The organism is Haladaptatus marinus (assembly GCF_051194195.1).
The window spans coordinates 171,862-193,243 of sequence record NZ_JBLZNK010000003.1 but is presented as its reverse complement, the minus strand read 5'-3'; the positions used below and the strand labels follow the sequence as shown (position 1 = coordinate 193,243).

At 59.5% G+C, this 21,382-nt stretch carries 22 protein-coding genes; 16 read left to right on the top strand and 6 right to left on the bottom strand.

Annotated features, from left to right (window positions below; genetic code table 11):
• Window positions 1–2: 2 nt before the first annotated feature.
• Entirely contained in the window at window positions 3–59 is a 57-nt protein-coding gene (locus ACN2TU_RS06625; RefSeq protein ID WP_435156136.1) for a hypothetical protein, read from the bottom strand.
• 253 nt (window positions 60–312) lie between these two features.
• Between ACN2TU_RS06625 and ACN2TU_RS06620 the strand changes: the two genes are divergently transcribed.
• Complete coding sequence (locus tag ACN2TU_RS06620) at window positions 313–723, top strand: JAB/MPN domain protein-containing protein (RefSeq protein ID WP_435154047.1); 411 nt, start codon at window positions 313–315, stop codon at window positions 721–723.
• On the opposite strand, the gene ACN2TU_RS06615 is transcribed toward ACN2TU_RS06620, so the two are convergent.
• Both ACN2TU_RS06615 and ACN2TU_RS06610 read right to left on the bottom strand, forming a co-directional pair.
• On the bottom strand, window positions 715–924 hold the full coding sequence (locus tag ACN2TU_RS06615) for a ribbon-helix-helix domain-containing protein (protein ID WP_266077424.1): 210 nt from the start codon (window positions 922–924) through the stop codon (window positions 715–717). The two genes, ACN2TU_RS06620 and ACN2TU_RS06615, sit on opposite strands and share 9 nt — an antisense overlap.
• 239 nt (window positions 925–1,163) lie before the next feature.
• Window positions 1,164–1,622, bottom strand: coding sequence for a DUF555 domain-containing protein (locus ACN2TU_RS06610; RefSeq protein ID WP_435154044.1), 459 nt, complete (start codon window positions 1,620–1,622; stop codon window positions 1,164–1,166).
• A gap of 105 nt (window positions 1,623–1,727) precedes the next feature.
• Between ACN2TU_RS06610 and ACN2TU_RS06605 the strand changes: the two genes are divergently transcribed.
• From ACN2TU_RS06605 to asd, 5 genes are all read left to right on the top strand, one after another.
• Window positions 1,728–2,765, top strand: a complete 1,038-nt coding sequence (locus tag ACN2TU_RS06605; RefSeq protein ID WP_435154042.1) for a dipeptidase — start codon at window positions 1,728–1,730, stop codon at window positions 2,763–2,765.
• A 58-nt stretch (window positions 2,766–2,823) separates the two neighbouring features.
• Window positions 2,824–3,705 carry a DNA-3-methyladenine glycosylase family protein gene (locus tag ACN2TU_RS06600; protein WP_435154039.1) on the top strand — a complete coding sequence of 294 codons (882 nt, stop codon included), beginning with the start codon at window positions 2,824–2,826 and terminating at the stop codon, window positions 3,703–3,705.
• A 269-nt stretch (window positions 3,706–3,974) separates the two neighbouring features.
• On the top strand, window positions 3,975–4,253 hold the full coding sequence (locus ACN2TU_RS06595; protein ID WP_435154036.1) for an acylphosphatase: 279 nt from the start codon (window positions 3,975–3,977) through the stop codon (window positions 4,251–4,253).
• A 95-nt stretch (window positions 4,254–4,348) separates the two neighbouring features.
• Window positions 4,349–4,525: a 30S ribosomal protein S17e gene (locus ACN2TU_RS06590; RefSeq protein WP_435154035.1), complete on the top strand. Its 177-nt coding sequence runs from the start codon at window positions 4,349–4,351 to the stop codon at window positions 4,523–4,525.
• Between the two features lie 67 nt (window positions 4,526–4,592).
• Window positions 4,593–5,627 carry an aspartate-semialdehyde dehydrogenase gene (gene asd / locus ACN2TU_RS06585; protein WP_435154033.1) on the top strand — a complete coding sequence of 345 codons (1,035 nt, stop codon included), beginning with the start codon at window positions 4,593–4,595 and terminating at the stop codon, window positions 5,625–5,627.
• A gap of 285 nt (window positions 5,628–5,912) precedes the next feature.
• Here the strand turns inward: asd and ACN2TU_RS06580 are convergent, their stop codons facing one another.
• Complete coding sequence (locus ACN2TU_RS06580) at window positions 5,913–6,545, bottom strand: 2,5-diamino-6-(ribosylamino)-4(3H)-pyrimidinone 5'-phosphate reductase (protein ID WP_435154031.1); 633 nt, start codon at window positions 6,543–6,545, stop codon at window positions 5,913–5,915.
• Window positions 6,546–6,627: 82 nt separating this feature from the next.
• On the opposite strand from ACN2TU_RS06580, the gene ACN2TU_RS06575 reads away from it, so the two are divergent.
• From ACN2TU_RS06575 to ACN2TU_RS06550, 6 genes are all read left to right on the top strand, one after another.
• A complete protein-coding gene (locus tag ACN2TU_RS06575; RefSeq protein ID WP_435154029.1) occupies window positions 6,628–7,998 on the top strand; it encodes an arylsulfotransferase family protein in 1,371 nt (456 codons plus the stop codon).
• 24 nt (window positions 7,999–8,022) lie between these two features.
• Complete coding sequence (locus ACN2TU_RS06570) at window positions 8,023–9,294, top strand: Single-stranded DNA binding protein (protein ID WP_435154026.1); 1,272 nt, start codon at window positions 8,023–8,025, stop codon at window positions 9,292–9,294.
• Window positions 9,291–11,015 (top strand): RPA family protein, encoded by a 1,725-nt coding sequence (locus ACN2TU_RS06565; protein ID WP_435154024.1) that lies wholly within the window; start codon window positions 9,291–9,293, stop codon window positions 11,013–11,015. The genes ACN2TU_RS06570 and ACN2TU_RS06565 overlap by 4 nt, the downstream gene beginning before the upstream one ends.
• Window positions 11,015–11,755, top strand: a complete 741-nt coding sequence (locus tag ACN2TU_RS06560) for a metallophosphoesterase (RefSeq protein WP_435154021.1) — start codon at window positions 11,015–11,017, stop codon at window positions 11,753–11,755. Before ACN2TU_RS06565 ends, ACN2TU_RS06560 begins: the two co-directional genes overlap by 1 nt.
• 564 nt (window positions 11,756–12,319) lie before the next feature.
• Entirely contained in the window at window positions 12,320–15,157 is a 2,838-nt protein-coding gene (locus ACN2TU_RS06555) for a DEAD/DEAH box helicase (RefSeq protein ID WP_435154018.1), read from the top strand.
• 506 nt (window positions 15,158–15,663) lie between these two features.
• A complete protein-coding gene (locus tag ACN2TU_RS06550) occupies window positions 15,664–16,308 on the top strand; it encodes a pyroglutamyl-peptidase I (RefSeq protein WP_435154016.1) in 645 nt (214 codons plus the stop codon).
• A 178-nt stretch (window positions 16,309–16,486) separates the two neighbouring features.
• Here ACN2TU_RS06550 and ACN2TU_RS06545 read toward each other — a convergent pair whose 3' ends face one another.
• Window positions 16,487–17,332 (bottom strand): DMT family transporter, encoded by an 846-nt coding sequence (locus ACN2TU_RS06545; RefSeq protein WP_435154014.1) that lies wholly within the window; start codon window positions 17,330–17,332, stop codon window positions 16,487–16,489.
• Window positions 17,333–17,342: 10 nt separating this feature from the next.
• Between ACN2TU_RS06545 and ACN2TU_RS06540 the strand changes: the two genes are divergently transcribed.
• The 4 genes from ACN2TU_RS06540 to ACN2TU_RS06525 all read left to right on the top strand — a co-directional run bounded on the left by ACN2TU_RS06540 (window position 17,343) and on the right by ACN2TU_RS06525 (window position 19,119).
• Window positions 17,343–17,474 carry a hypothetical protein gene (locus ACN2TU_RS06540; protein WP_435154012.1) on the top strand — a complete coding sequence of 44 codons (132 nt, stop codon included), beginning with the start codon at window positions 17,343–17,345 and terminating at the stop codon, window positions 17,472–17,474.
• A gap of 178 nt (window positions 17,475–17,652) precedes the next feature.
• Window positions 17,653–18,126: a hypothetical protein gene (locus ACN2TU_RS06535; RefSeq protein WP_435154009.1), complete on the top strand. Its 474-nt coding sequence runs from the start codon at window positions 17,653–17,655 to the stop codon at window positions 18,124–18,126.
• On the top strand, window positions 18,050–18,481 hold the full coding sequence (locus tag ACN2TU_RS06530; RefSeq protein ID WP_435154008.1) for a hypothetical protein: 432 nt from the start codon (window positions 18,050–18,052) through the stop codon (window positions 18,479–18,481). The genes ACN2TU_RS06535 and ACN2TU_RS06530 overlap by 77 nt, the downstream gene beginning before the upstream one ends.
• On the top strand, window positions 18,460–19,119 hold the full coding sequence (locus ACN2TU_RS06525; RefSeq protein ID WP_435154005.1) for a hypothetical protein: 660 nt from the start codon (window positions 18,460–18,462) through the stop codon (window positions 19,117–19,119). The genes ACN2TU_RS06530 and ACN2TU_RS06525 overlap by 22 nt, the downstream gene beginning before the upstream one ends.
• 34 nt (window positions 19,120–19,153) lie before the next feature.
• Here ACN2TU_RS06525 and ACN2TU_RS06520 read toward each other — a convergent pair whose 3' ends face one another.
• Entirely contained in the window at window positions 19,154–21,310 is a 2,157-nt protein-coding gene (locus ACN2TU_RS06520; protein WP_435154003.1) for a CDC48 family AAA ATPase, read from the bottom strand.
• Window positions 21,311–21,382: the final 72 nt, after the last annotated feature.

Sequence of the window (21,382 nt, the reverse complement as noted above, 5' to 3'; positions counted from 1 at the left end):
TTTTACGGACCGTAGCTACCGACCATCGCTGCGCCAGCGGTACTACCGGCCTGCGACAGCAGAAGCGCGATAGTGAATAGCACGCCGATCATTCGTGGGGTTCTCTTCGAGGTACGTGGTGAGGTCGTTTTCTGCCATACATATCAAACCATAATTATTATATATTAATTTTTCTATTTTGAATAAGTAATATATGACGAAGTTGTCGGTATTATTTTATTATACTAATATATGTCATTAAGCACATGTGAGCTTTGTCTCCATTCACTGCCAGGCGACGACGTTATTTCATCGCGACACGAAAGTGGAGACGTGGTCTTCGTTACTCGTGGTTTGAGAGACGCACTCCTCGAACTGGCGTCGAAAGCCGAACCGGAGAAAGTGACCGTTTCGATTGCGGTAACGTCCGCAGGGGAGCTACGCGGCGAGAATAGCCTTCCACCGGAGACACCCGTGTTTACGCATTTTTATCCGCCGAACACGGGTGGGTCGGTCAGTGCTGTTTTCGGGATGGATCTCTCCATCCCCGCCGGACAAACGCAGGGACGGTTTATTTCACATCCACAGGGTCGTCTCGAAGTCGCTCGAACGGACGAGTTGCACGAAGTGCTGTTGGTCGCGGTGCCACCGTGGACGACCGACACGATAGCAGCGTTCGACAGGGCCGGTCGAAAACAGGAACTAGCCGTTATCGACGCGGAGCCGCCCGCAGAACTACTCTAAATAGCCCAACTCTCTCAGTTGGTCAGTGATCTCCGTGAACTCCGACTCCGTCAGTCGGCCCTGTCGCTGGTGTTGAATAACGATGCTTCGTAACAGGAATCGGACAAGATCACTCGTACTGGAAAAGCTCGTTCCCTCGATGGTTTCCTCGATGCGGTCGGCGAGATCTTTCGGAATGGAAACTGTCGTGTAATCCGTCATACCCAAGCGTTGGTCGTCCTCCCGGTTAGCGTTTGTGTCCCTCACATCGTCGAACGTACACGCGGTGGAGAGTTTTCCGAATAGTTGTAATCGTACTTGGATTTTCGGCGTTGCGTGCAGAGGGAGAGCACAGATTACGCATCCGAATCCCATCCGAGAATAGCGATAGACAACCCTCTCAGAGACGCGGGCACCCTGAATCTGACTACAATCCGGTGTACCTTTCTGAACCGACGCGGCTATTCGATGAGGTCTTCGAACTCCGGCAGTACGTTGTCTTCGTCGTCCGTGGCTTCGTCGTCTTCCTCGGAGTCGCTGGTCTCGGACTCGGCTTCGTCCTCCTCATCATCCTCATCGTCGTCATCTTCGAGTACTTTGACATTGAGGACAGAGAGCGGAATGTTTTCGAGTCGTTGACCGATTTCCTTGCGGGCGATCCGCGAGGCGTGTTCCTCGCGTTCAACGTTGAACACGGTCATCTCCAGTTCCAACGCGACGAGCGCCTCGTCAGCAGCGATGAAGGCTGGTGGCAACTCCTCACCAGATGGTGACGTTCGCTCGCCCATGTTGATTTCGACGTAGTTCAAATCCGGGTTCAGCAACTCGCCAGTTTTCGAAATGGCGATCCGCACCGCCTCGTCCGGCGTCGAAACGTCGTACACCGGGATCGCGGCTTCGACGACAACTCTGCAGTTCATGATCCCAAAGACAATTACACAGCCAGTAGTATGAATTTTCGCCCTATTTAGTATAAGTGACATTTCGCGCCAGCACTTATGTCGTCCTCGGACACAGTTCCAGCCATGACCGAAGCACCGATTATCGATGGCCACAACGACACCCTCTTGCGATTATGCGACACAAACAGCCCGATATCGGCGTTCACGGACGGGAGCGAAAACAACCACATCGACCTGGCGTCCGCCACCGATGCAGGACTGAGTGCCGGATTTTTCGCGGTGTTCGTCCTGAGCAACGAGGAACACAACCCGGTTTCGAGAGCGGATGGCTACGAGCACCCCATCCCGGACGCAGTTGACCACGACGACGCACGAGACGTTACGTACCGAACGCTCGAACTCCTCGCCCGGCTCGCCCACGATGTCGATGAATTTCGCGTCGTTCGCACGCTCGCCGACCTCGACTCCTGCCTCGAATCGGACGCCATCGGTGCGATTCCACACCTCGAAGGTGCGGCGGGAGTCGCCCCTGACCTCGCCAATCTCGATTTTCTCTATTCCGCGGGCGTTCGCTCCATCGGCCCCGTCTGGAGTCGGCCGAACGCCTTCGGCGAGGGAGTCCAGTCGCGGTATCCCGGGAGTCCAAATACCGGCCCCGGTCTCACGGACAGGGGACTCGACCTCGTTCGTGCCTGTGAACGCCGCGGAATCGTGGTCGATTGTGCGCACATGACCGAGAGCGCGTTTTGGGACGTTGTCGAGATAACCGACGCGCCCCTCGTCGTCTCACACTCCGGGGTTCACGAACTCTGTCCCCATTCGCGAAACCTGACCGACGAGCAACTCGCCGCAGTCGCCGATTCGGGCGGTGTCGTCGGTATCTCGTTTCATGAACCGGGACTAGCCGACGACCCCGACCCGGAGGCCGAAATCTCCGTCGAACCCATTATCGACCATATGGAGTACGTCGCGGATTCCATCGGCGTCGAACACGTCGTGTTCGGTTCGGATTTCGACGGCGCGCGAATCCCGGACGAGGTCGGCGACGTGAGGGGTCTTCCCACGATTTTGGCCCGACTTCGTGAGCGCGGATTCACCGACTACGATATCGAACATGTGGCCCACGAGAACTGGCGGCGCGTGGTCGCCGAAACGTGGTAACGGATTTCGAATTCGGGAATCGAAAGACTTGCTCCCCTGCGCTCCATTTCCTCGGGCGATGGAAACTGGTTCGATACCCGTCGCCGACCTTCCGGGTGGGTTCGATCTACAATCGACCGTCGAAAGCGGGCAGAGCTACCTCTGGCGGCGCGAGGACGGACGAATGTACGAGACGACCCGCGTCTACGGCGGGTCGGTGTGGTACTACACCGTCGTTGACGGCGAAGTCGTTCGTGCCCGTCAGGGGGACGGCCACATCGAGTGGGAAGCGACGACCGACGCCGAATCACTGCTGTTCGACCTGCTTCGTCTCGACGACGATTTGGACGCCATCCTGGGCGCAACTCCGGACGACCCGCTTGTCGAGTCGGCATACGAGGAGTACCGCGGAATGCGAATCGTCCGTGACCCGTTTTTCCCCTGTCTCATCTCGTTTATTTGTTCGGCGCAGATGCGCGTCAGTCGGATTTACGGCATGCAGACCGCGCTTGCCCGCGAGTTCGGCGATACAATCGAGTTCGACGGGAAAACCTATCACCAGTTCCCGACGCCCGAGCAGTTGGCAACCGCGACGGAAGGCGACCTGCGCGACCTAAATCTCGGGTATCGTGCACCCTACGTCCGGAAGACCGCGGAACTCATCGCATCGGGTGAAGCTTCGGCGAACGACGTTCGCGGTAAAGAATACGAGGATGCCCGCGACGCCATGCAGGTGTTCGTCGGCGTCGGCGACAAGGTAGCCGACTGTGTACTGCTCTTTTCGCTGGGGTATCTCGAAGCAGTGCCGCTCGATACGTGGATTCAAAGCGCCATCGAGGAACATTACCCTCACTGCGAGCAGGGGTCGTACGCGAAAACCTCACGGGCGATTCGAGACCAGTTCGGCGACGAGTATGCAGGTTACGCACAAACGTACGTCTTCCACTATTTGCGGACGTAAGGGTGGATTCTACGTCGGGGAGGCCGTTCGAAAGATATTTCGGTTGGCTGTAACGAATCGAATCATGGCAGACCTCGTGGTGCTCCTTTCGAGTGTCGGTGCGCTACTCGCTCTTCGAACGTTCGTCTACTGAGAACTCGGCTTATCGAAAAGCGAGGTTCGCACCGCCGTCGAACACCTGACGTACGAACGCGGTGCGGAGGAATAACCGGCCTCGTCAAGAACAAATGGCCCCACCAATTTTGTCGCGTGGCGAAGAACTCACATTCATGACCGACCGAACTCGTGCACACGTCTTCGTTTCCGGACGAGTACAGGGCGTCTACTACCGAGCGAACACCCGCGACACGGCGCAGGAAAAGGACATCGATGGCTGGGTGCAGAACCTCTCGGACGGACGGGTGGAAGCCGTCTTCGAAGGGACGAAATCGGCCGTGGACGAGATGGTAGAATGGTGTCACACGGGGAGTCCGGCCGCGGATGTAGACGACGTGGAAGTCGAGTATTCCGACTCGAAAGGCGAAGACGGCTTCCGAATCCGACGATAGTCTGCAATACCTCGAAACCGACGACTGCGAGAGTGATTCACGTCCAACGACTGCGAACGAATGCTTTTAAGACCCGCAACCGGCAACAGTTCGGCATGGCAATCAAACCCGACTACGTCAAGAAGACGGGAACCATCCTGTTGGAGCGATACCCGACCGCATTCACGAAGGATTTCAACCAGAACAAAGACAGCGTCGAGAAACTGACCAACATCGACTCGAAAGGCGTCCGCAACCGAATCGCCGGCTACGTCACCCGTAAGAAAGAATAATCGATTCCGCGGCAAGCACCGACGCCGTCGAAAGCTACTTGCGAATCCTCTTGCAACCCACTCGCACATGAGTGTCAACGTTGGAATTCTGGGTGGCACCGGGGCAGTTGGACAGCGGTTCATCCAACTCCTGGACGGCCATCCCGATTTCGAACTGGTAGCGATAACGGCGAGCGACGAGAGCGCGGGCAAGTCCTACCGCGAAGCGGCGAAGTGGCGTGTAGATTCGCCGATTCCGGACTGGGTCGGCGATATCGAAGTTCAGGAAACTGACCCGCAAGCGGTTCCGGACGACGTAGAATTACTCTTCTCGTCACTGCCGTCCGGCGTCGCGGAAGTCGTCGAACCGCAGTTCACCGAGGCTGGCTACGTCGTCTCCTCAAACTCCTCGAACGCGCGAATGGCTGACGACGTACCGCTCGTTATTCCGGAGGTCAACGGCGAGCATCTAGATCTCCTCGAAGTGCAGCAGGACGAACGGGGCTGGGACGGCGCGCTGGTGAAGAACCCGAACTGTTCGACCATCACGATGGTACCTACGCTTGCCGCGCTCGACCGGTTCGGGTTGGAAAACATCCACGTCGCAACCCTGCAAGCCGTCTCCGGCGCGGGCTACGACGGCGTCACCTCGATGGAAATCATCGACAACGTCATTCCGCACATCGGCGGCGAGGAGTCGAAGATGGAGACCGAATCGCAGAAACTTCTCGGCTCGTTCGACGGGAGCGAAATCGACCACCACGACGTGACGGTGTCGGCCTCTTGTAACCGCGTGCCGACGCTCGACGGGCACTTGGAGAACGTCTGGGCCGAAACGGCAGAGCGCATCGACGTGGACGATGCACGCGAGGCGTTCCGCGACGCGCCGACCCTCGACCTCCCCAGTGCGCCCGACCCGCTTATCGAGGTGTTCGAGAATCCCGACCGTCCGCAACCGAGACTCGACCGAACGCTCGGCGACGGGATGCAGATTGCGGTGGGTGGCGTACAGCCAACGCCGAACGGACTCCAGTACAACTGCCTCGCGCACAATACGATTCGCGGGGCAGCCGGAGCAAGTCTTTTGAACGGCGAACTCCTCGTCCGCGAAGGATGGGTCTGACGAGACGATAATGACAGAAGAATAGTATATTTATATACTTGCATAAAAGAGGTTTTCGTACCGGGATTTACCGGGAAAATACATGAAACGGATACTTACAGTCCTCGTCTTCGCTTCGGTACTGGCAATCGCATACCGTGTTCGCAGTGGCGGCGACGACATTCAGGTCGAGTCCGACTACTGACGGCAACCGACGCAGCAACGCTTCCTGACCAACCTTTCGGACTTCCCCCACGTTTTCGGTATTTGGCTACGCGTGACCGGAATTCAAAACCAATTTTCGAACTACGACACCGAATAGCGGAGCAACACACCATCGTCGATGCGCTCGACGGCAGTCAGTTCGAGCCCCGTGAAATTCTCGCGCACGACGAATCCTTCGCCATCCGCCAGTGTGGGTGCATCGCGCCCGCCGATTATCAGAGATCCGACATATAGTCGCAGTTCGTCCACCAACCCGTCGGCGAACAGCGAGAAGATCAGTTCGCCGCCGCCTTCGACCATTACCTGCTCGACGCCACGAGATTCGAGTTCCGAGATTGCGTCTTCGAGCGCGACGCGTTCATCACCCGCGGCGACGACGCTCGCTCCCGCATCACGGAGGTTCGTGACTCGTTCGTCCGGCGCGGCCGCCGCGACAAAAACGAGGGTGTCCGCTCGACTGTCTACCACCTGTGCCTCCGGAGGCGTTCGAGCACGCGAATCAGCGACGACGCGGAGCGGATTCGCGCCATCGTCGGCGGTAAGCGAGGGGTCGTCGGCGAGGACGGTTCCGACGCCGACGACGATAGCGTCGCTCTCGACTCGCAGGTCGTTCATCCGGTCGAAGTCGTCCGATCCACTGATGGTGACCTGCTCACGTCGTCGCGACGAGAGCTTACCGTCGGCGCTCATCGCAGCGTTGACGACCACATGCATGCGCACGGGTTAGCGTTCGGCGTGAAAACCCCTTTCGATGCTATCAGGAACTTTATGAACTTCGCCCCGAACGAATCGGACGATGGTTTCCCGGAAGGTCTATCGAGCGTTCTTCGCCGCGCTCATCCTCCTCTGTTCGGCGACGGTCGGCTACGCATACGCCACCTCCCCGGTTCGAGACGCGGTCGGCGAGTATCACGCGCAATCAAACGTCCCGCTTGACGAACGCGAATCGGTCGCGCCAAGGAGTTCCGCCGTCACCGTCGTTGCAGGACACGGCATGAACGGAGAACAGTCCGCGCTTGCCGCCTTCGGCCCGAATGGGACGCTGCTGTATCACGACGACACGTACACCGGTTACTTCGACGTTGATCCGGTTCCGAACGAGTCGATGACCGTCGAGTACGTCGCCGAAAAACCGCTTTCCGGGCCACGAGCGAAGGCGTGCGATGCGAAATGCACTGTTTCGTTCGTGGAACGGGTGAACTTCACGACGGGCGAGACAACGCGCGTCTTTTCCCGGATAATTCCGCAAGACAGAGGTGCGAACTGGCACGACGTGGACAGAATCGACGACGAACACCTTCTCGTCGGCGACATCCACGGAGACCAGCTGTACGTCGTCAACACCACGACAAATATCACGTCCTGGCGCTGGGACGCGCAGGACGACTTCCCGATAACGGAAGGTGGACCGTATCCGGTCGATTGGGCGCATCTGAACGACGTTGAACGCCTGCCAGACGGCCGCTACATGGCCAGCCTCCGGAATCAAGACCAGGTCATCTTCTTGAACGAGAGCGGCCTGATGGAGTCGTGGACACTCGGCGAAGAGAACAATTTCAGCGTGTTGTACGAACAGCACAACCCGGACTACATCCCGGAATCGCGGGGCGGCCCGGCGGTGGTCGTCGCGGACTCGGTAAACGACCGCGTGGTCGAGTATCAACGTGAAAACGGTGAATGGCGACAGACGTGGGTGTGGAACGATTCGGACACCGTTTGGACGCGGGACGCAGACCGCCTGCCGAACGGACACACCCTTATCGCCGACACCAACGCTAACCGCGTGGTCGAAGTGAATCGGCAGGGGCAGGCAATTTGGGAACTCCCCTTCTACTCCCCCTACGAGGTCGAGCGACTTGAGACCGGAGACGAGAGCACGAGAGGGCCGAGTGCGACGCAAGCCAAGATTCGCTCGTCTACCGCGACGGTTGGCGACCGAGGCATCTACGAGCGACTTGCGCACGCGCTCTTCTCGAAGAAAACCGTGAGCGGAATGTGGTTCGTCCTGCCGATGTGGGCCGGACTCGGCGATCTGGTTGCCGTGGCCATTACAGCGCTCACGCTGCTCGTTTGGGCCGTTTTCGAGCTGCGAACGCTGAATCTCAGCGTCGAGATGAAACTACCGATTCGGGTGTCGCGGGAAACGAGCGACGACGAATACTTTTAATCCATCCCGACCGAACTCCGAGTGATGAACGTGGACGAACATGCCGAGGCGCTTGCCTCCGACCTCGGTGTCGACAAAGAGGAGGTCAAAGCCGACCTGCAGAACCTCATCGAGTACAGTGTCCCCATCGACGAAGCGAAACAGAGCCTTCGCCGGAAATACGGCGGCGGGAGCACGCAGAGTGCTGAACCGTCCTCCGCCGATATCGACGACGTAACCACCGACATGGGCAACGTCACGGTGACCGCGAAAGTGCTCACCGTCGGAAAGCGCTCGATTCAGTATCAGGGCAACGAACAGGTAATCTTCGAGGGCGAACTCGCCGACGAGACCGGGAAAATATCCTACACCGCGTGGAACGATTTTAGCCTTTCACCCGGAGAAGTCATCACCGCAGGCAACGCGGGCGTGCGAGAATGGGAAGGCAACCCGGAACTCAACCTCGGCGAAAGTACGAACGTCGCGCGCGAAGCGACAGACATCGACGTTCCCTACGAGATCGGCGGCGACTCGTCGCTCGCCGACGTACACCCCGGCGACCGCGGCGTTGCACTGGAGCTGACCGTGCTCGAAGTCGAGGACAAGGTCATCGACGGACGGGACGGCGAAACCGGAATCAAAAGCGGCGTCGTCGCCGACGAGTCGGCCCGCCTTCCGTTCACCGACTGGGAGGCTCGTGACGAACTCACAGAGGGCGCGACGGTTCGCGCGGACAACATCTACGTCCGCGAGTTCCGGGGGGTTCCATCCATCAACTTCTCGGAGTTCACGACGGTCGAACCGCTGGCTCGTGACGTTGACGTGAACGATTCCGCGACTCGACTGTCCGTCCGCGAGGCCGTCGAAACCGGTGGCGCGTTCGACGTGGAAGTCATCGGAAACATCGTCGCCGTTCGTGACGGTTCCGGACTCATTCAACGCTGTCCGGAGTGTGGCCGCGTGGTGCAGAAAGGTCAGTGCCGAAGCCACGGACAAGTGGACGGCGAGGACGACCTTCGGGTGAAAGCCATCGTGGACGACGGAACCGGAACCGTCACCGCGATTTTGGACGACGAACTCACCGCCGAGGTGTACGGCGGTGGGCTCGACAAGGCTCGCCAGCAGGCCCGCGACGCGATGGATCAAGAAGTCGTCGCGGATACCATCCGCGAGAAAATCGTCGGCCACGAGTATCGCGTTCGCGGCAACCTCTCGGTTGACGACTACGGTGCGAACCTCGAAGCGAGCGAGTTCGGCAAAACCGAAGACGACCCGGCAGACCGTGCCAAAGCCCTTCTTTCGGAGGTGGACGCATGAGTTCCCAGGGTGGTGCAGGCCGACGGGAAGTCGCGTGGCGCATCTTCGCCGCGGAGTACAACGACTCGTCGCTCGAACACTCCGATAGCGACGAGGAGCGCGCGCCGAACTACGTCGTCACGCCGACCGGCGCGCGAATCAACCGGCTGTTTGTTGTGGGCGTGCTGACCGAAATCGAACAGGTCGGCGACGAAGTACTCCGCGCTCGCATCGTCGACCCGACCGGCGGATTCGTCGTCTATGCAGGGCAGTATCAACCGGATGCGCTCGCGTTCCTCGAACGTGCGTCGCCGCCGATGTTCGTCGCCGTGACGGGCAAAGCCCGGACGTTCCAACCCGACGACTCCGAGTTGGTGTACACGTCCATCCGTCCGGAGAGCATCAACGAAGTCGACGCAGAAACCCGAGACGGGTGGTCGGTGCAAACCGCAGAACAGACCCTCGCTCGCGTTCGAGCGTTCGCGCAAGCACTGGATTCGGATGTACGAGGGGATAGCCTCCAGCAAACCCTCGAAGCCAACGGCGTCGATGAAGGTCTCGCAACGGGCATCCCACTGGCGCTTGACCATTACCGAACGACGACACCGTACCTAGCAGGATTGCAGGACGTAGCACTCGACGCGGCCCGTGTCGTCGCAGGCCAGACGGACGAGGTACGACCACTCGACGTGGACCCGGACGAACCCGGAGAAGCCGTCATCAATTTCGACACGTCGCTCGAAACGACCGGAACAAAACCGGAAGTTACAGTCACGTCGGAAGCGGAACCAGTCGCGGACACCGAGGCTGACCCGGCAACCGAACGACCGGAATCCACTCCCGGCACCGAACCAGAATCGGCACCGGATACCGAGCCCGAAACGGCGACACCTCCCGCAGAAGCTCGCGAACCGGAACTGGAATCGGAACCGGAAAACGAACCAGTCGACCCCGAGACGACGGCAACCGAGACCGTCGATGCCGACACGGTCGAAAACGATGCCGAAAACGAGTCGTTCGACACGGATGACGAACTGGACGATTTCGACTCGGACGAATCCGAGGATGGACTCGGAGACTTCAACACACCCGATTCGGACTCCGAACCGACCGACGACCTCGGTGATTTCGATTCGGATTCGTCGCAAACCGCGGACGACCCCGACGACCTCGGTGACTTCGACGACCAGCCGATGGGCGAGGACGTGAGCGGCGAAATGTACGAGTTCGAAGACGGAGAACGAGAGCGAATCGAAGAGGAGTTCGGAACCGAGTTCTCGACCGGGTCGGAAGTCGATTCAGCGGGCGAAGCGGACATCGAAACGCCCACACCAGACGTAGAGTCGGACGCCGACTCGGAACCGAACACCGCCGCCGAACCGGCGGAGGCGACGGGATCGGATGCCGAGGCTGGTCAGCCGACCCAGACGGAAGCGACGGAACCCGAAGCGGCGCCGGACGAAGTCGAGGATTCGGAACCCGAAGTCGAGCCTGAGACGGACGCCGAATCCGACGCGTCGGATTCGGCGTCGGACAAGGACGTTCCCGGAAACCTCGAAAACGCGGTGATGGAGGCGATGAAGGAACTGAACGAGGGCGACGGCGTGGAGCGCGAGCGCCTGCTGGCCGCGGTGGTCGATTCCTACGACGTGACGCCGGGTGATGTCGAAGCAGCCCTGCAAGACGCGCTGATGGCCGGGCGCTGCTACGAGTCCGGCGAGGACACTCTGAAACCAATCTGATGGCACTGGTCGAGCCGATTCCGGGGAAAGCCGTCGCGACCGCCGACCTCGGCGACGAGCGAGCACTTGTCGTGGCGGACTTCCACGCCGGAATCGAAGACCACCTCCGGTACGAGCAGGGGATCAACCTCGACAGTCGGGCGGGCGACCGGCGGGAAGGGATACACGCACTGCTCGACCGTACTGACCCCGATAGAGTCATTTTTCTCGGCGACTTGATGCAGTCCATCGCCGGGCCGGGGGGTGCCGAGCGCGGCGAAATCGAAGTCCTACTCGAATCCATCGACGTGCCGGTAACGCTCGTGAAGGGCAACCACGACGGCGATATCGAATCGTGGATAGGGTGCGAGGTGACGCCGGGAGATGGGATTCGGTTGGGAGACGTGGGATTCGTCCACGGCCACACGTGGCCGTCGCGAGACGTTTTGTCGGCGGGCGTTGTCTGTGTCGGACACGAACATCCCTGTGTACGGTTGGAGGATTCGGTCGGCGGTAGTCGCGTGGAGCGCGTCTGGTTGCGCGGCGAGATGAATTCAGATGTGTTTGCGGAGCATGCAGACGAAGAGTTGGATTTGGATGGCGAGTTGGTTGTCTTCCCGGCGTTCAACGACCTGACTGGTGGAACGTGGGTGAACGTCCAAGGGCAGGGTTTTCTCTCGCCGTTTCTTCCGGGGGGCTTGGCCGAGGGGGAGGCGTATTTGCTCGATGGTGCGAGATTGGGGCGCTACGACAGAATTTGAGACGACGTATCAGGGTAGGTTTTGATGACATGGTTGGATTCGAGAGTGTCGGTTTCGTGTTTCGGAAAAACATCTCTTGGTGTGTCTTCAACATGGCTGTAGCCGTGTCCCAGAAAGCCCTCGTGGGCTAAACCACCGGAGTTCCTGCTCGCTTGCGCTCCGCGGGCATGCGACTTCCGTGGTCACACTCACTGCGTTCGCGTGACTCACGCGCCCCGCACTGCGCTCCTCATCTCGCTTTGCTCGGTTGCGGTGCTTGTGGGGTCGTGCTTCGCCTACCCCACTCGCCCTTTCATTCCGCCAGGGGAAGAACGGACGAGGTGAGCTTTTTGTGATTGACTGGTGTGGACGCTCGGCGGTTGGTTAGCCTGCTGTTGCGGTGGCGCTCGTCCGGAGCGAAGGAGGAGGCTGGGGAGGGTCGAGGTGCGATGTTTGGAGTCGGGAATAGTTAGCGACACATTTCCGAAATCGTATCGCACCCATTTCACAGAGACGACAGTTTTGGCGACCATCTGCACCGGGCAACGAACTTAATTTGCCTGAATCCCTATCCAGAATTCACGAATGAGCGACCAGCAGGCCGCGGGTTCCGCGGCCTTCGCGCGACTCGGAAGCGAGGTTCGGTCGGCCCTCTCGGAACGCGGGTTCAAGACGCCGACCGAACCCCAAAAACGCGCGATTCCACCCCTCGCCGACGGCAACCACGGCCTCGTCATCGCGCCGACCGGGACTGGCAAGACCGAAACCGCGATGTTGCCGGTGTTCGATTACATCGCGCAGGCGGAGCCACGGTTCGGCATTTCCGCACTCTACATCACGCCGCTTCGGGCGCTGAACCGCGACATGCGCCAGCGATTGGAGTGGTGGGGCCAGACGCTGGACATCGACATCGACGTTCGCCACGGAGACACGACGGATTATCAGCGACAGAAACAGGCCAACAATCCGCCGGACGTGCTGGTGACGACGCCGGAAACCCTGCAAGCGATGCTGACCGGATCGAAGCTACGAATCGCGCTGGAAGACGTTCACCACGTCGTCGTAGACGAGGTACACGAACTCGCCAGCGCGAAACGTGGCGCGCAGTTGACCATCGGACTGGAACGCCTGCACGAACTGTCGGGCGAGTTCCAGCGAATCGGGTTGTCCGCGACGGTCGGTGACCCGGCGGAAGTCGGGAAGTTCCTCACCGGAAATCGGGGGTGTGAAATAATCGAAGTTGACGTGGGAAGTAAGGTCGATTTCCGCGTCCACGAACCCGAAATTCGGGGCGAAGACAAGGAGCTGGCTGGCGAGTTGATGACCAATCCGGACATCGCCAGTCATGTCCGGGCGATTCGGGATATCGTCGAGTGTCACGATTCGACGCTAATTTTCGTCAACACGCGCCAAACGGCCGAGGCATTGGGCTCCCGGTTCAAGGAACTCGGGGCGAACATCGAAGTGCACCACGGTAGCCTGTCGAAGGCGGCCAGAATCGACGTGGAAGATCGATTCAAGGCGGGCGAAATCAACGCCTTGCTCTGTACCTCCTCGATGGAACTCGGTATCGACGTAGGACGAATCGACCACGTCGTGCAGTATCAGAGTCCACGGGAAGTCGCCAGACTGCTTCAGCGCGTCGGACGTGCAGGGCACCGAATGGACGAGGTGTCGGAGGGAACAATCATCACGTCGCATCCCGACGACGCGCTGGAGTCGATGACAATCGCCCGGCGTGCGGTCGAGGGGGACGTGGAACCGGCGCACATCCACCACGCGAGTCTCGACACGGTGGCGAATCAAATCGTAGGACTCGTGATGGATTTCAGGGAAATCGACGCCCGGCGAGCCTACGAAATCGTCACGCGAGCGTATCCGTTTCGCAACCTCTCGGAAGACGAGTTCAAAGACGTGGTTCGAGAACTGAAAGGGAATCGATTGGTGTGGCTGGACGAGGAGAACGACCAAATCGAGAAGTCGGGGAAGACGTGGCAGTACTTCTACGCCAATCTCTCGATGATTCCCGACGAGGAGACGTTCGAGGTGTACGACATGGCCAGCGGGACACAGGTAGGCACCTTGGACGAACGATTCGTCCTCAACTTCGCCGACCCTGGCGAGGTGTTCATTCAGCGCGGCGAGATGTGGCGGATCGCGGAAATCGACGAGGAGGAGAGTCGCGTCAACGTCTCGCCGATAGAAGACCCCGGCGGGGAAGTGCCATCGTGGGTCGGCGAGGAAATTCCGGTTCCCTACGAGGTTGCCCAAGAAGTCGGCGAAATGCGGGCCGTGGCGGGGCCGCAGTTCGAGCGTGGGGCACCCCGCATGGGCGTGGCCCGTGAGTTCACGAATCGCTATCCGACGAACCAGTACACCGCCGAATCCGCGCTCTCCCAGACCGACAGACAGGCCGAAGCTGAAACACCAATTCCGACCGCCGACCGGCTCGTCGTAGAACACGCCGCCGGAAAAATCGTCATCAACGCCTGCTTCGGCCACAAAGTGAACGAGACGCTCGGGCGGATGCTATCGTCGCTCGTCGGCCAGCGAACCGGTTCGTCGGTCGGGATGGAAATCGACCCGTACCGAATCGAGTTGGACGTTCCGGCGAACGTCGATGGCCGAGAAGTCATCGAGGTGGTGAACGAAACCGACCCCGAACACGTCGGCCCGCTCATCGAACTCTCGCTCAAACGCTCGGACACGCTGAAGTTCACCCTCGCACAGGTGGCCGCGAAATTCGGTTCGCTGAATCGGTGGGAAGGACAGGGTCAGTTCTCGATGGGTCGTCTCCTGGCCGCGCTGGAGGACACCCCGATGTACGACGAAGCGGTTCGCGAGGTGTTCCACGACGACCTCGAAGTCGAACGAGTGGAGGAGATCCTCGAATCGATTCAAGCGGGTGGCATCGAACTGGTTTCGACGGGCGGTAGAACCCCGGTTGGAAGTGGCGGGCGTTCTTCGGGACGGGAACTCCTCGCGCCGGAAAACGCGGACGCGAGCGTCATTGAAACGATGAGAGAACGAATCCGCAACGACGAGATGCTGTTGTTCTGTCTGCACTGTCAAGACTGGCGGCGGAAGACGCCGGTGAAGAAAATCGACGACCAGCCGAAATGCATCCACTGCGGCTCGACGCGAATTGCCGCGCTCAATCCGTGGGCCGACGAGGTGCTCAAAGCCGTTCGAGCGACCGAGAAGGACGACGAACAAGAGAAGATGACGAAACGCGCCTACAAATCCGCGAACCTCGTCCAGAGCCACGGGAAGCAGGCAGTCATCGCGCTCGCGGCCCGCGGCGTCGGCCCGCAGAACGCCGCACGAATCATCGCGAAATTGCGCGAAGATGAAGACGATTTCTACCGGGATATTCTCTCCAAGGAGCGCCAGTACGCCCGGACGCAGGCGTTCTGGGATTAGGTTCGGTTTCCGGTGTGGTCGGTCAGTCACTGAATCGCTCGCCAGCAGCATCAGATTCCGATGAGGACGACGACCACTCCCTCTCCCGGAAACTCGGAACCGCCGGGGCCGACGAGCGGTTGCATGGATGAGGTATCACCTCATTCCGCTATCAACTTTCTCAGTGCGACTCGGAAGATTGTTCGACCGAGAGCTTCGCACACCGACCAATCGAAGATTTCGATAGGCCGACCAGCCGAGGTTTTTGACACCGACCGACTTTCGATGTCCTCGGCGGACTGAAAGGGCGAACACGCTCCGGGAACCCCGAACCCGCAAGCACTGCAAGGAGCGAAGCGACTGAAGCGCACAGCGCGGTTCGCGGGACTGGAGCATGTGATAGCTTTCTATGTTATGGTTACTACCGTCACTAGGATCTCGAAACAGACGGACAGAGCAGTTTGTTCGAGAAATTCCACCGTTCCGCGATACGACCAACTAAGCCACCCGACCGAAAACGAATCGCCATGACACTCCTCTTGACCGGGTATGAACCGTTCGGCGACCACGAAGAAAATCCGAGCGAGATGGTCGCACGCGAACTCGATGGCGAGGAAATCGCAGGACACGAAATCGTGGGGCACGTCCTTCCCGTCGAGTTCGACAGGGCTACGGACGAGATGCGAGATCGCATCGAAAAACACGACCCGAGCGCAATCGTCGCAACCGGGCTCGCGGCGGGGCGAGCGGGCATCACCGTCGAACGCGTCGGAATCAACGTCAACGACTGCGGGAGTACGCCCGACAACGCCGACGCGGAACCGCGAAACGAGCGCATTTGTCCCGACAAGCAAGCGGGCTACTTCGCAACACTTCCCGTCGTTTCCGTGGTCGAATCACTGCTCGAACGCGGGATTCCGGCACACGTCTCGAACACCGCCGGAACCCATCTCTGTAACAACGTGCTCTACTCGACGCGGGCGTATCTGGAAGCCGAAGGGAACGACGCTCCGATGGGATTCGTTCATCTCCCCTGCACGCCCGGTATGGCCGCGAAACAGGCACGTGACGGGGACGGAACCAGCGGTGCATCCGTGAAGCCAAGCTTGTCGCTGGCGATGCAAGTCGAGGGGATTCGGCGAACGTTCGACGTGACGCTTGCGGATGAGTAATCACAAGGAATTCAATTAAAAGATAGAAGATGTATACCGGTTCGTCAAAATATCCGGTCATGAACAGACGCGCGTTGCTAGCAAGCGTACGCGGTCATGAGCAAAACGCGTTTGCCAATCGGGTTAGAATCGATATGCTGGCGCTTGCAGTCTTTAGGTTGAATAGGTGTTTTGAAGACTACCCCCCTGCGGCGACCCGCGTCCGTAATCGTCGGGACATCTGCAACACATCGTCGTAGTTCAACAGCAGGAACCCGACGAAGATGATAAGGAACCCCACGAGCGCTTCCCCAGTGAGCTGCTCGCCCAGCACCAGCCACCCGGTAATCAGCGTGATGATTGGAATGGTGTACTGGACGAAGCTGGTACGACTCGCACCGATGTCGCCGATGAGGAGGAAGTACAGTGAGATGGCGATCGCCATCTCGAAGATACCGAGGTAGAGAACGGAGAAGAGTGCGACCACCGTCGGGTCAATCATCGAAGGCCGTTCGCCGATGCCAAAGCTTAGCAAGTGCATCGCCGGGGCCGCAATCACCAGTGCCCATGCTGTCAACGCCACGGGTGAAATCGTGGCGTTCGACCGCCGGAGGAGAACGTTTCCGAATCCAACGGCAGTCGCGCCGAGGAGGAGAAACTCCTCTCCCTTGAGATTTCCAGAAAGGAAGTCGTTCGGATTCGGCTGGACGACGAACCCGACGCCGACGAACGCGACGAGGACGCCCACGCGGCCGACTCGGGAGAGTCGTTCGGACGGGAGTAACACCGCCGCAAGGGCAACTGTGATAACTGGCGAGAGGCTCAAAATGATTGCCCCGACCCCGCTGGTCGTACTCTGGAGGCCCAAGTAAATCAATCCGGTTCCCGCGAAGAGGAGCAGTAACCCACTCACGACGATTCTGATCACGTCCTCACGAGTCCGTGGCCGCCAGTAGTCCACCTTGAGCAGTACGTATGCGAGCAGTACGATTGCACCGACATCCATTCTAAACGCCGCGAACAGTATCGGCGGCAGAAACTCCAACCCGATTTTTATGACGACCCACGCAAACCCCCAATATCAGTGTGATGAGCGCAAAGAGTATCGCATTCCGGTTGCGTGTGGGTATCGATTCCTCGGCTGTTTCTATCTCTTCGGCAACGTCTATCCCCCAAACCATGAGTAATGGTTGTATTCGACATTGCGTAACGGTTGCTGTTTAGTAACATCCTGTTTCGAAAATAAAAATTGTTTGAGAAGTTGGGGATACGACCATTCCACCGCATGACGGCAACCCAACTGCCGAGTCGAGGCTCGGTTGTCGAAGATAGAAAACTTATATCAGTTCGATATAATGCGCGACTATGGACACATCTGCGACCGGGGCGAGCCTCCGCGTCCGAGGTCGTACTGCACTCGCTCGCCGCATCGGAATCGACGCGAGGGCGCTCGCCGCCTTTCGAATCTGTCTCGGATTTCTCCTCCTCATCGACTTGCTCCTCCGGTCGCGTAACCTCGTCGTGTCCTACACCAACGCCGGAGTTCTTCCTCGGTCGGTTCTCGAAGCGCAGTATCCCAGCATGTCGCAGCTTTCGATTCATACCCTCTCCGGTGCGGTGTGGTTTCAGGTCGTCCAGTTCATCATCGCTGGACTGTTCGCGGTGTCACTGCTTCTCGGCTACCGCACGAGGCTTTCGACGGTGGTTTCTTTCGTCCTGCTGGTGTCGCTACAGTTTCGAAATCCGACCCTCCTGAACTCGGGTGGCTCCCTCCTCTGGCGACTGGGGAATCTTCCTCCCGCTGGACGAACGTTGGTCGGTCGATTCCCGCCGCGATGACCGATACGAACAGCGCATCGTGAGTTTCGCGTCCGTCGGGTTGCTGGTGCAAGTAGTGGTCGTCTACGTCGCAAACGCCCTGTTCAAACTTCGCGGCGACCTTTGGATGCGTGGTGTCGCCGTTGAGTACGTGTTCAGCCTCCACAGTCTCACCACTTCCTTTGGGGACTTCCTCGCCCAGTATCCCACCCTCCTCCATCTCTTCGAAATGCTCTGGCTCGTCTTGGTCATCTCGTCGGTGCTGTTGTTCCTCCTGACTGGATGGTCACAGGCCGTGTTCGCTTCGCTGTTCGTAGGGATGCATTTCGGAATGTTGCTCTCAGCATCTTCCCGTTGGTCTCCATCGTCGCCCTGATTCCGTTCTTCCCAAGCGTTGTCTGGGACGGTGTAGAGAAAGCAACCGAACCCCTCGCGGAAGCCCTCGACGAGGACCGCTGGCTGGAGAAATCAGGACGGGTGTCCTCGCCCGTTTCCATTCCTCCGATTCCGACGGAGGTTTCGCGATGGATGGGTCGAACCCTCTCACTCGTTGTGGCGTGTCTCCTCGTGACCGTTCTCGTCTGGAATGCCGCGACGCTTGGATACGTCCAAACGCCGGATAGAGTGAACGATGTCGTGAATCCGGCCGAACACCGATGGAGCATGTTCGCGCCCGAGCCGTGGGGTGTCGACGGGTGGTTCGTCGTTCCCGGGACGCTCGAATCGGGGCGACGAGTCGATGCGTTTCACGAGTCAACGGTTCGCTGGAATCGCCCCACAGACGCGAGTTTGGGCTTTCCGACCCACCGCTGGCAGAAGTATCTCCTTGATGTGCAACAACCGGGAGGTGAGCGACTTCGTCCCCACTTTACCGACTACGTCTGCAATCGCTGGAACCGCAGTCATGAGGGCGAACTCTCTACCGTCTCCGTGTACTACGTGCGTCAACCGACGAACCTCGACGGTCTGGAACCGACAGAACGGGTCGAACTCGCACGGCGTTCGTGTCCATAGGTCTGCGCAACCAGAATACCTTGTTGATACCGAATTACGTCATTGTCGGTTGCACGAACTCCCGCGCCACATCGAAATGCCGCTGTTCGATAACGATTTCGTCCGCGCGTTCGTTCGCTTCTTCCGGACTCCACTCCTCGGCAGCTTCGCGGATGGCCCGCATCGAGGCGTTTCGAACGAGTGCTTCGAGATCCGCGCCCGTGTAGCCCACCAGTTCCTCGGCAAGCGAATCCAAATCGACGTCGTCGGAGAGCGGTTTGTCGCCCGCGTGAACGTCGAGGATTTTCCGTCGGCCAGCCTCGTCGGGCGCTGGAACTTCGATATGCGACTCGATTCGCCCCGGTCGCAGCAGTGCAGGGTCGATTGCGTCCCGACGGTTCGTCGCCGCGAGGACGATGAGGTTGGGGTTCTCGGCGAGACCGTCCAGTTCCGTCAACAACTGCGAGACGACGCGTTCGGTGACCTCGTGCGATTCTCCCCGTTGGGTGGCAAGGGCGTCGATTTCGTCGAAGAACACGATTGCGGGGGAGGCTTGCCTCGCTCGTTCGAACACTTCTCGAACCGACTTCTCGCTCTCGCCGACGTATCTGTCGAGCAGTTCCGGCCCGGCGACGTGGACGAAGTTCACGTCGCTTTGCCCCGCCAAGGCTCGCGCGAGGAGAGTTTTTCCGGTTCCGGGTGGACCGTACAGCAGAACACCGCTCGGTGGTTCCGTCCTCGTCGCCTCGAAGAGGTTGGTATACGAGAGCGGCCACTCGACGGCTTCGATGAGCGTCTGTTTCGCTTCGTCCAATCCGCCCACGTCTTCGAACGAGATATCGGGAGCTTCGGCGACGAACTCGCGCATGGCAGAGGGTTCGACGCTCGCCAGTGCGGTGTTGAAGTCGTCGCGGGTAACTTCCACGGAGAGGAGTTCGTCGTCGTCGGAACCCGCATCTCGCGCTCGGCGGAGCGCGGCCATCGCCGCCTCGGTGACGAGTGCGTGGAGGTCCGCACCGACGAACCCGTGGGTCGTCGCCGCGAGTCGGTCGATGGACACGTCGTCCGCGAGGGGCATCCCGCGGGTGTGGACTTCGAGGATTTCGCGTCGGCCACCTTCGTCCGGGGCACCGATTTCGATTTCGCGGTCGAAGCGACCACCGCGACGAAGTGCAGGGTCGATGGCGTCAACGCGGTTCGTCGCGCCGATGACGACGATTTCTCCCCGTGATTCGAGGCCGTCCATCAACGAGAGCATCTGGGCGACCAACCGGTTTTCCATGTCGCTTTCGTCGTCTCGTTTTCCGCCGAGACTGTCCACCTCGTCGAAGAAGATGATTGACGGCGCGTTCTCGCTCGCCTCATTGAAGATTTCCCGAAGGCGCTCCTCGCTTTCCCCCTTGTACTTGCTCATCACTTCCGGCCCGGAGACGGAGACGAAATGCGCGTTGACCTCGTTTGCCACCGCTTTCGCGATGAGGGTCTTCCCGGTTCCTGGCGGTCCGTAGAGCAGGACGCCTTTCGGCGAGTCGATTCCCAGTCGGCGGAACAGCGCGGGATTCGAGAGCGGCAGTTCGACCATCTCCCGAACCCGACGCAGTTCCTCGTCCATGCCGCCGATATCCTCGTAGGTTGCGCCGGTCACCTCGGTGGTATCGGTCATTTCACTGGTTTCGTTGGAGGAAGTGGGAATCACGGAGTCGGCGAGTTTCGACAGGGAAACCTTCACGTCTGTCTCGTTCGTCACCCGGACGGTTCCGCCGGGATCGGTTTTCGAGACGACGAACAAGCCTGCATCACCCAGTCGCTCGATTCGAGCGCGTTCTCCCGCACTGACCGGTCTGTCCAGCAGTTCGCGTTTCGTCGCGGACTCCAGTGTATCCACGTCGTCCAGCGAGAAGTTCGCCTTCGGAACGACGGTTATCGAATCCGCATCCGAGACTGCGATCGGTCGAACCGATACATTGTCGCCGATTTTGACGCCAGCGTTGGTTCGGGTTTCGGCGTCGATTTGAATCGTGTTTTCGGGAACCGTGCTCGCCGCAGGCCACACCTTGACGACCGTCGTTTGATTGCCGTCAAGAGCGATGGTGTCCCCGCTGAGAACACCGAGCTGTTGTCGCGCCGTATCCGGAATCCGGGCGATACCCCGCCCACCGTCGCGTTTTTCCGCGCCCCGAACAGTGAGAGAGAGTGTCGGATTTTCAGTCATATCGCTTACTCGTCGCCCGACTGTCTTCAGAGTTTCCCGCAGAAATGCATTTATCCGTTGCACACCATCTTA

Coding starts and splice junctions, on each gene's coding strand:
- ACN2TU_RS06615 (WP_266077424.1), bottom strand. CDS start 924: ATGACGGATTACACGACAGTTTCCATTCCGAAAGATCTCGCCGACCGC.
- ACN2TU_RS06610 (WP_435154044.1), bottom strand. CDS start 1,622: ATGAACTGCAGAGTTGTCGTCGAAGCCGCGATCCCGGTGTACGACGTT.
- ACN2TU_RS06605 (WP_435154042.1), top strand. CDS start 1,728: ATGACCGAAGCACCGATTATCGATGGCCACAACGACACCCTCTTGCGA.
- ACN2TU_RS06600 (WP_435154039.1), top strand. CDS start 2,824: ATGGAAACTGGTTCGATACCCGTCGCCGACCTTCCGGGTGGGTTCGAT.
- ACN2TU_RS06595 (WP_435154036.1), top strand. CDS start 3,975: ATGACCGACCGAACTCGTGCACACGTCTTCGTTTCCGGACGAGTACAG.
- ACN2TU_RS06590 (WP_435154035.1), top strand. CDS start 4,349: ATGGCAATCAAACCCGACTACGTCAAGAAGACGGGAACCATCCTGTTG.
- asd (WP_435154033.1), top strand. CDS start 4,593: ATGAGTGTCAACGTTGGAATTCTGGGTGGCACCGGGGCAGTTGGACAG.
- ACN2TU_RS06580 (WP_435154031.1), bottom strand. CDS start 6,545: ATGCATGTGGTCGTCAACGCTGCGATGAGCGCCGACGGTAAGCTCTCG.
- ACN2TU_RS06575 (WP_435154029.1), top strand. CDS start 6,628: ATGGTTTCCCGGAAGGTCTATCGAGCGTTCTTCGCCGCGCTCATCCTC.
- ACN2TU_RS06570 (WP_435154026.1), top strand. CDS start 8,023: ATGAACGTGGACGAACATGCCGAGGCGCTTGCCTCCGACCTCGGTGTC.
- ACN2TU_RS06565 (WP_435154024.1), top strand. CDS start 9,291: ATGAGTTCCCAGGGTGGTGCAGGCCGACGGGAAGTCGCGTGGCGCATC.
- ACN2TU_RS06560 (WP_435154021.1), top strand. CDS start 11,015: ATGGCACTGGTCGAGCCGATTCCGGGGAAAGCCGTCGCGACCGCCGAC.
- ACN2TU_RS06555 (WP_435154018.1), top strand. CDS start 12,320: ATGAGCGACCAGCAGGCCGCGGGTTCCGCGGCCTTCGCGCGACTCGGA.
- ACN2TU_RS06550 (WP_435154016.1), top strand. CDS start 15,664: ATGACACTCCTCTTGACCGGGTATGAACCGTTCGGCGACCACGAAGAA.
- ACN2TU_RS06540 (WP_435154012.1), top strand. CDS start 17,343: ATGACGACCCACGCAAACCCCCAATATCAGTGTGATGAGCGCAAAGAG.
- ACN2TU_RS06535 (WP_435154009.1), top strand. CDS start 17,653: ATGGACACATCTGCGACCGGGGCGAGCCTCCGCGTCCGAGGTCGTACT.
- ACN2TU_RS06520 (WP_435154003.1), bottom strand. CDS start 21,310: ATGACTGAAAATCCGACACTCTCTCTCACTGTTCGGGGCGCGGAAAAA.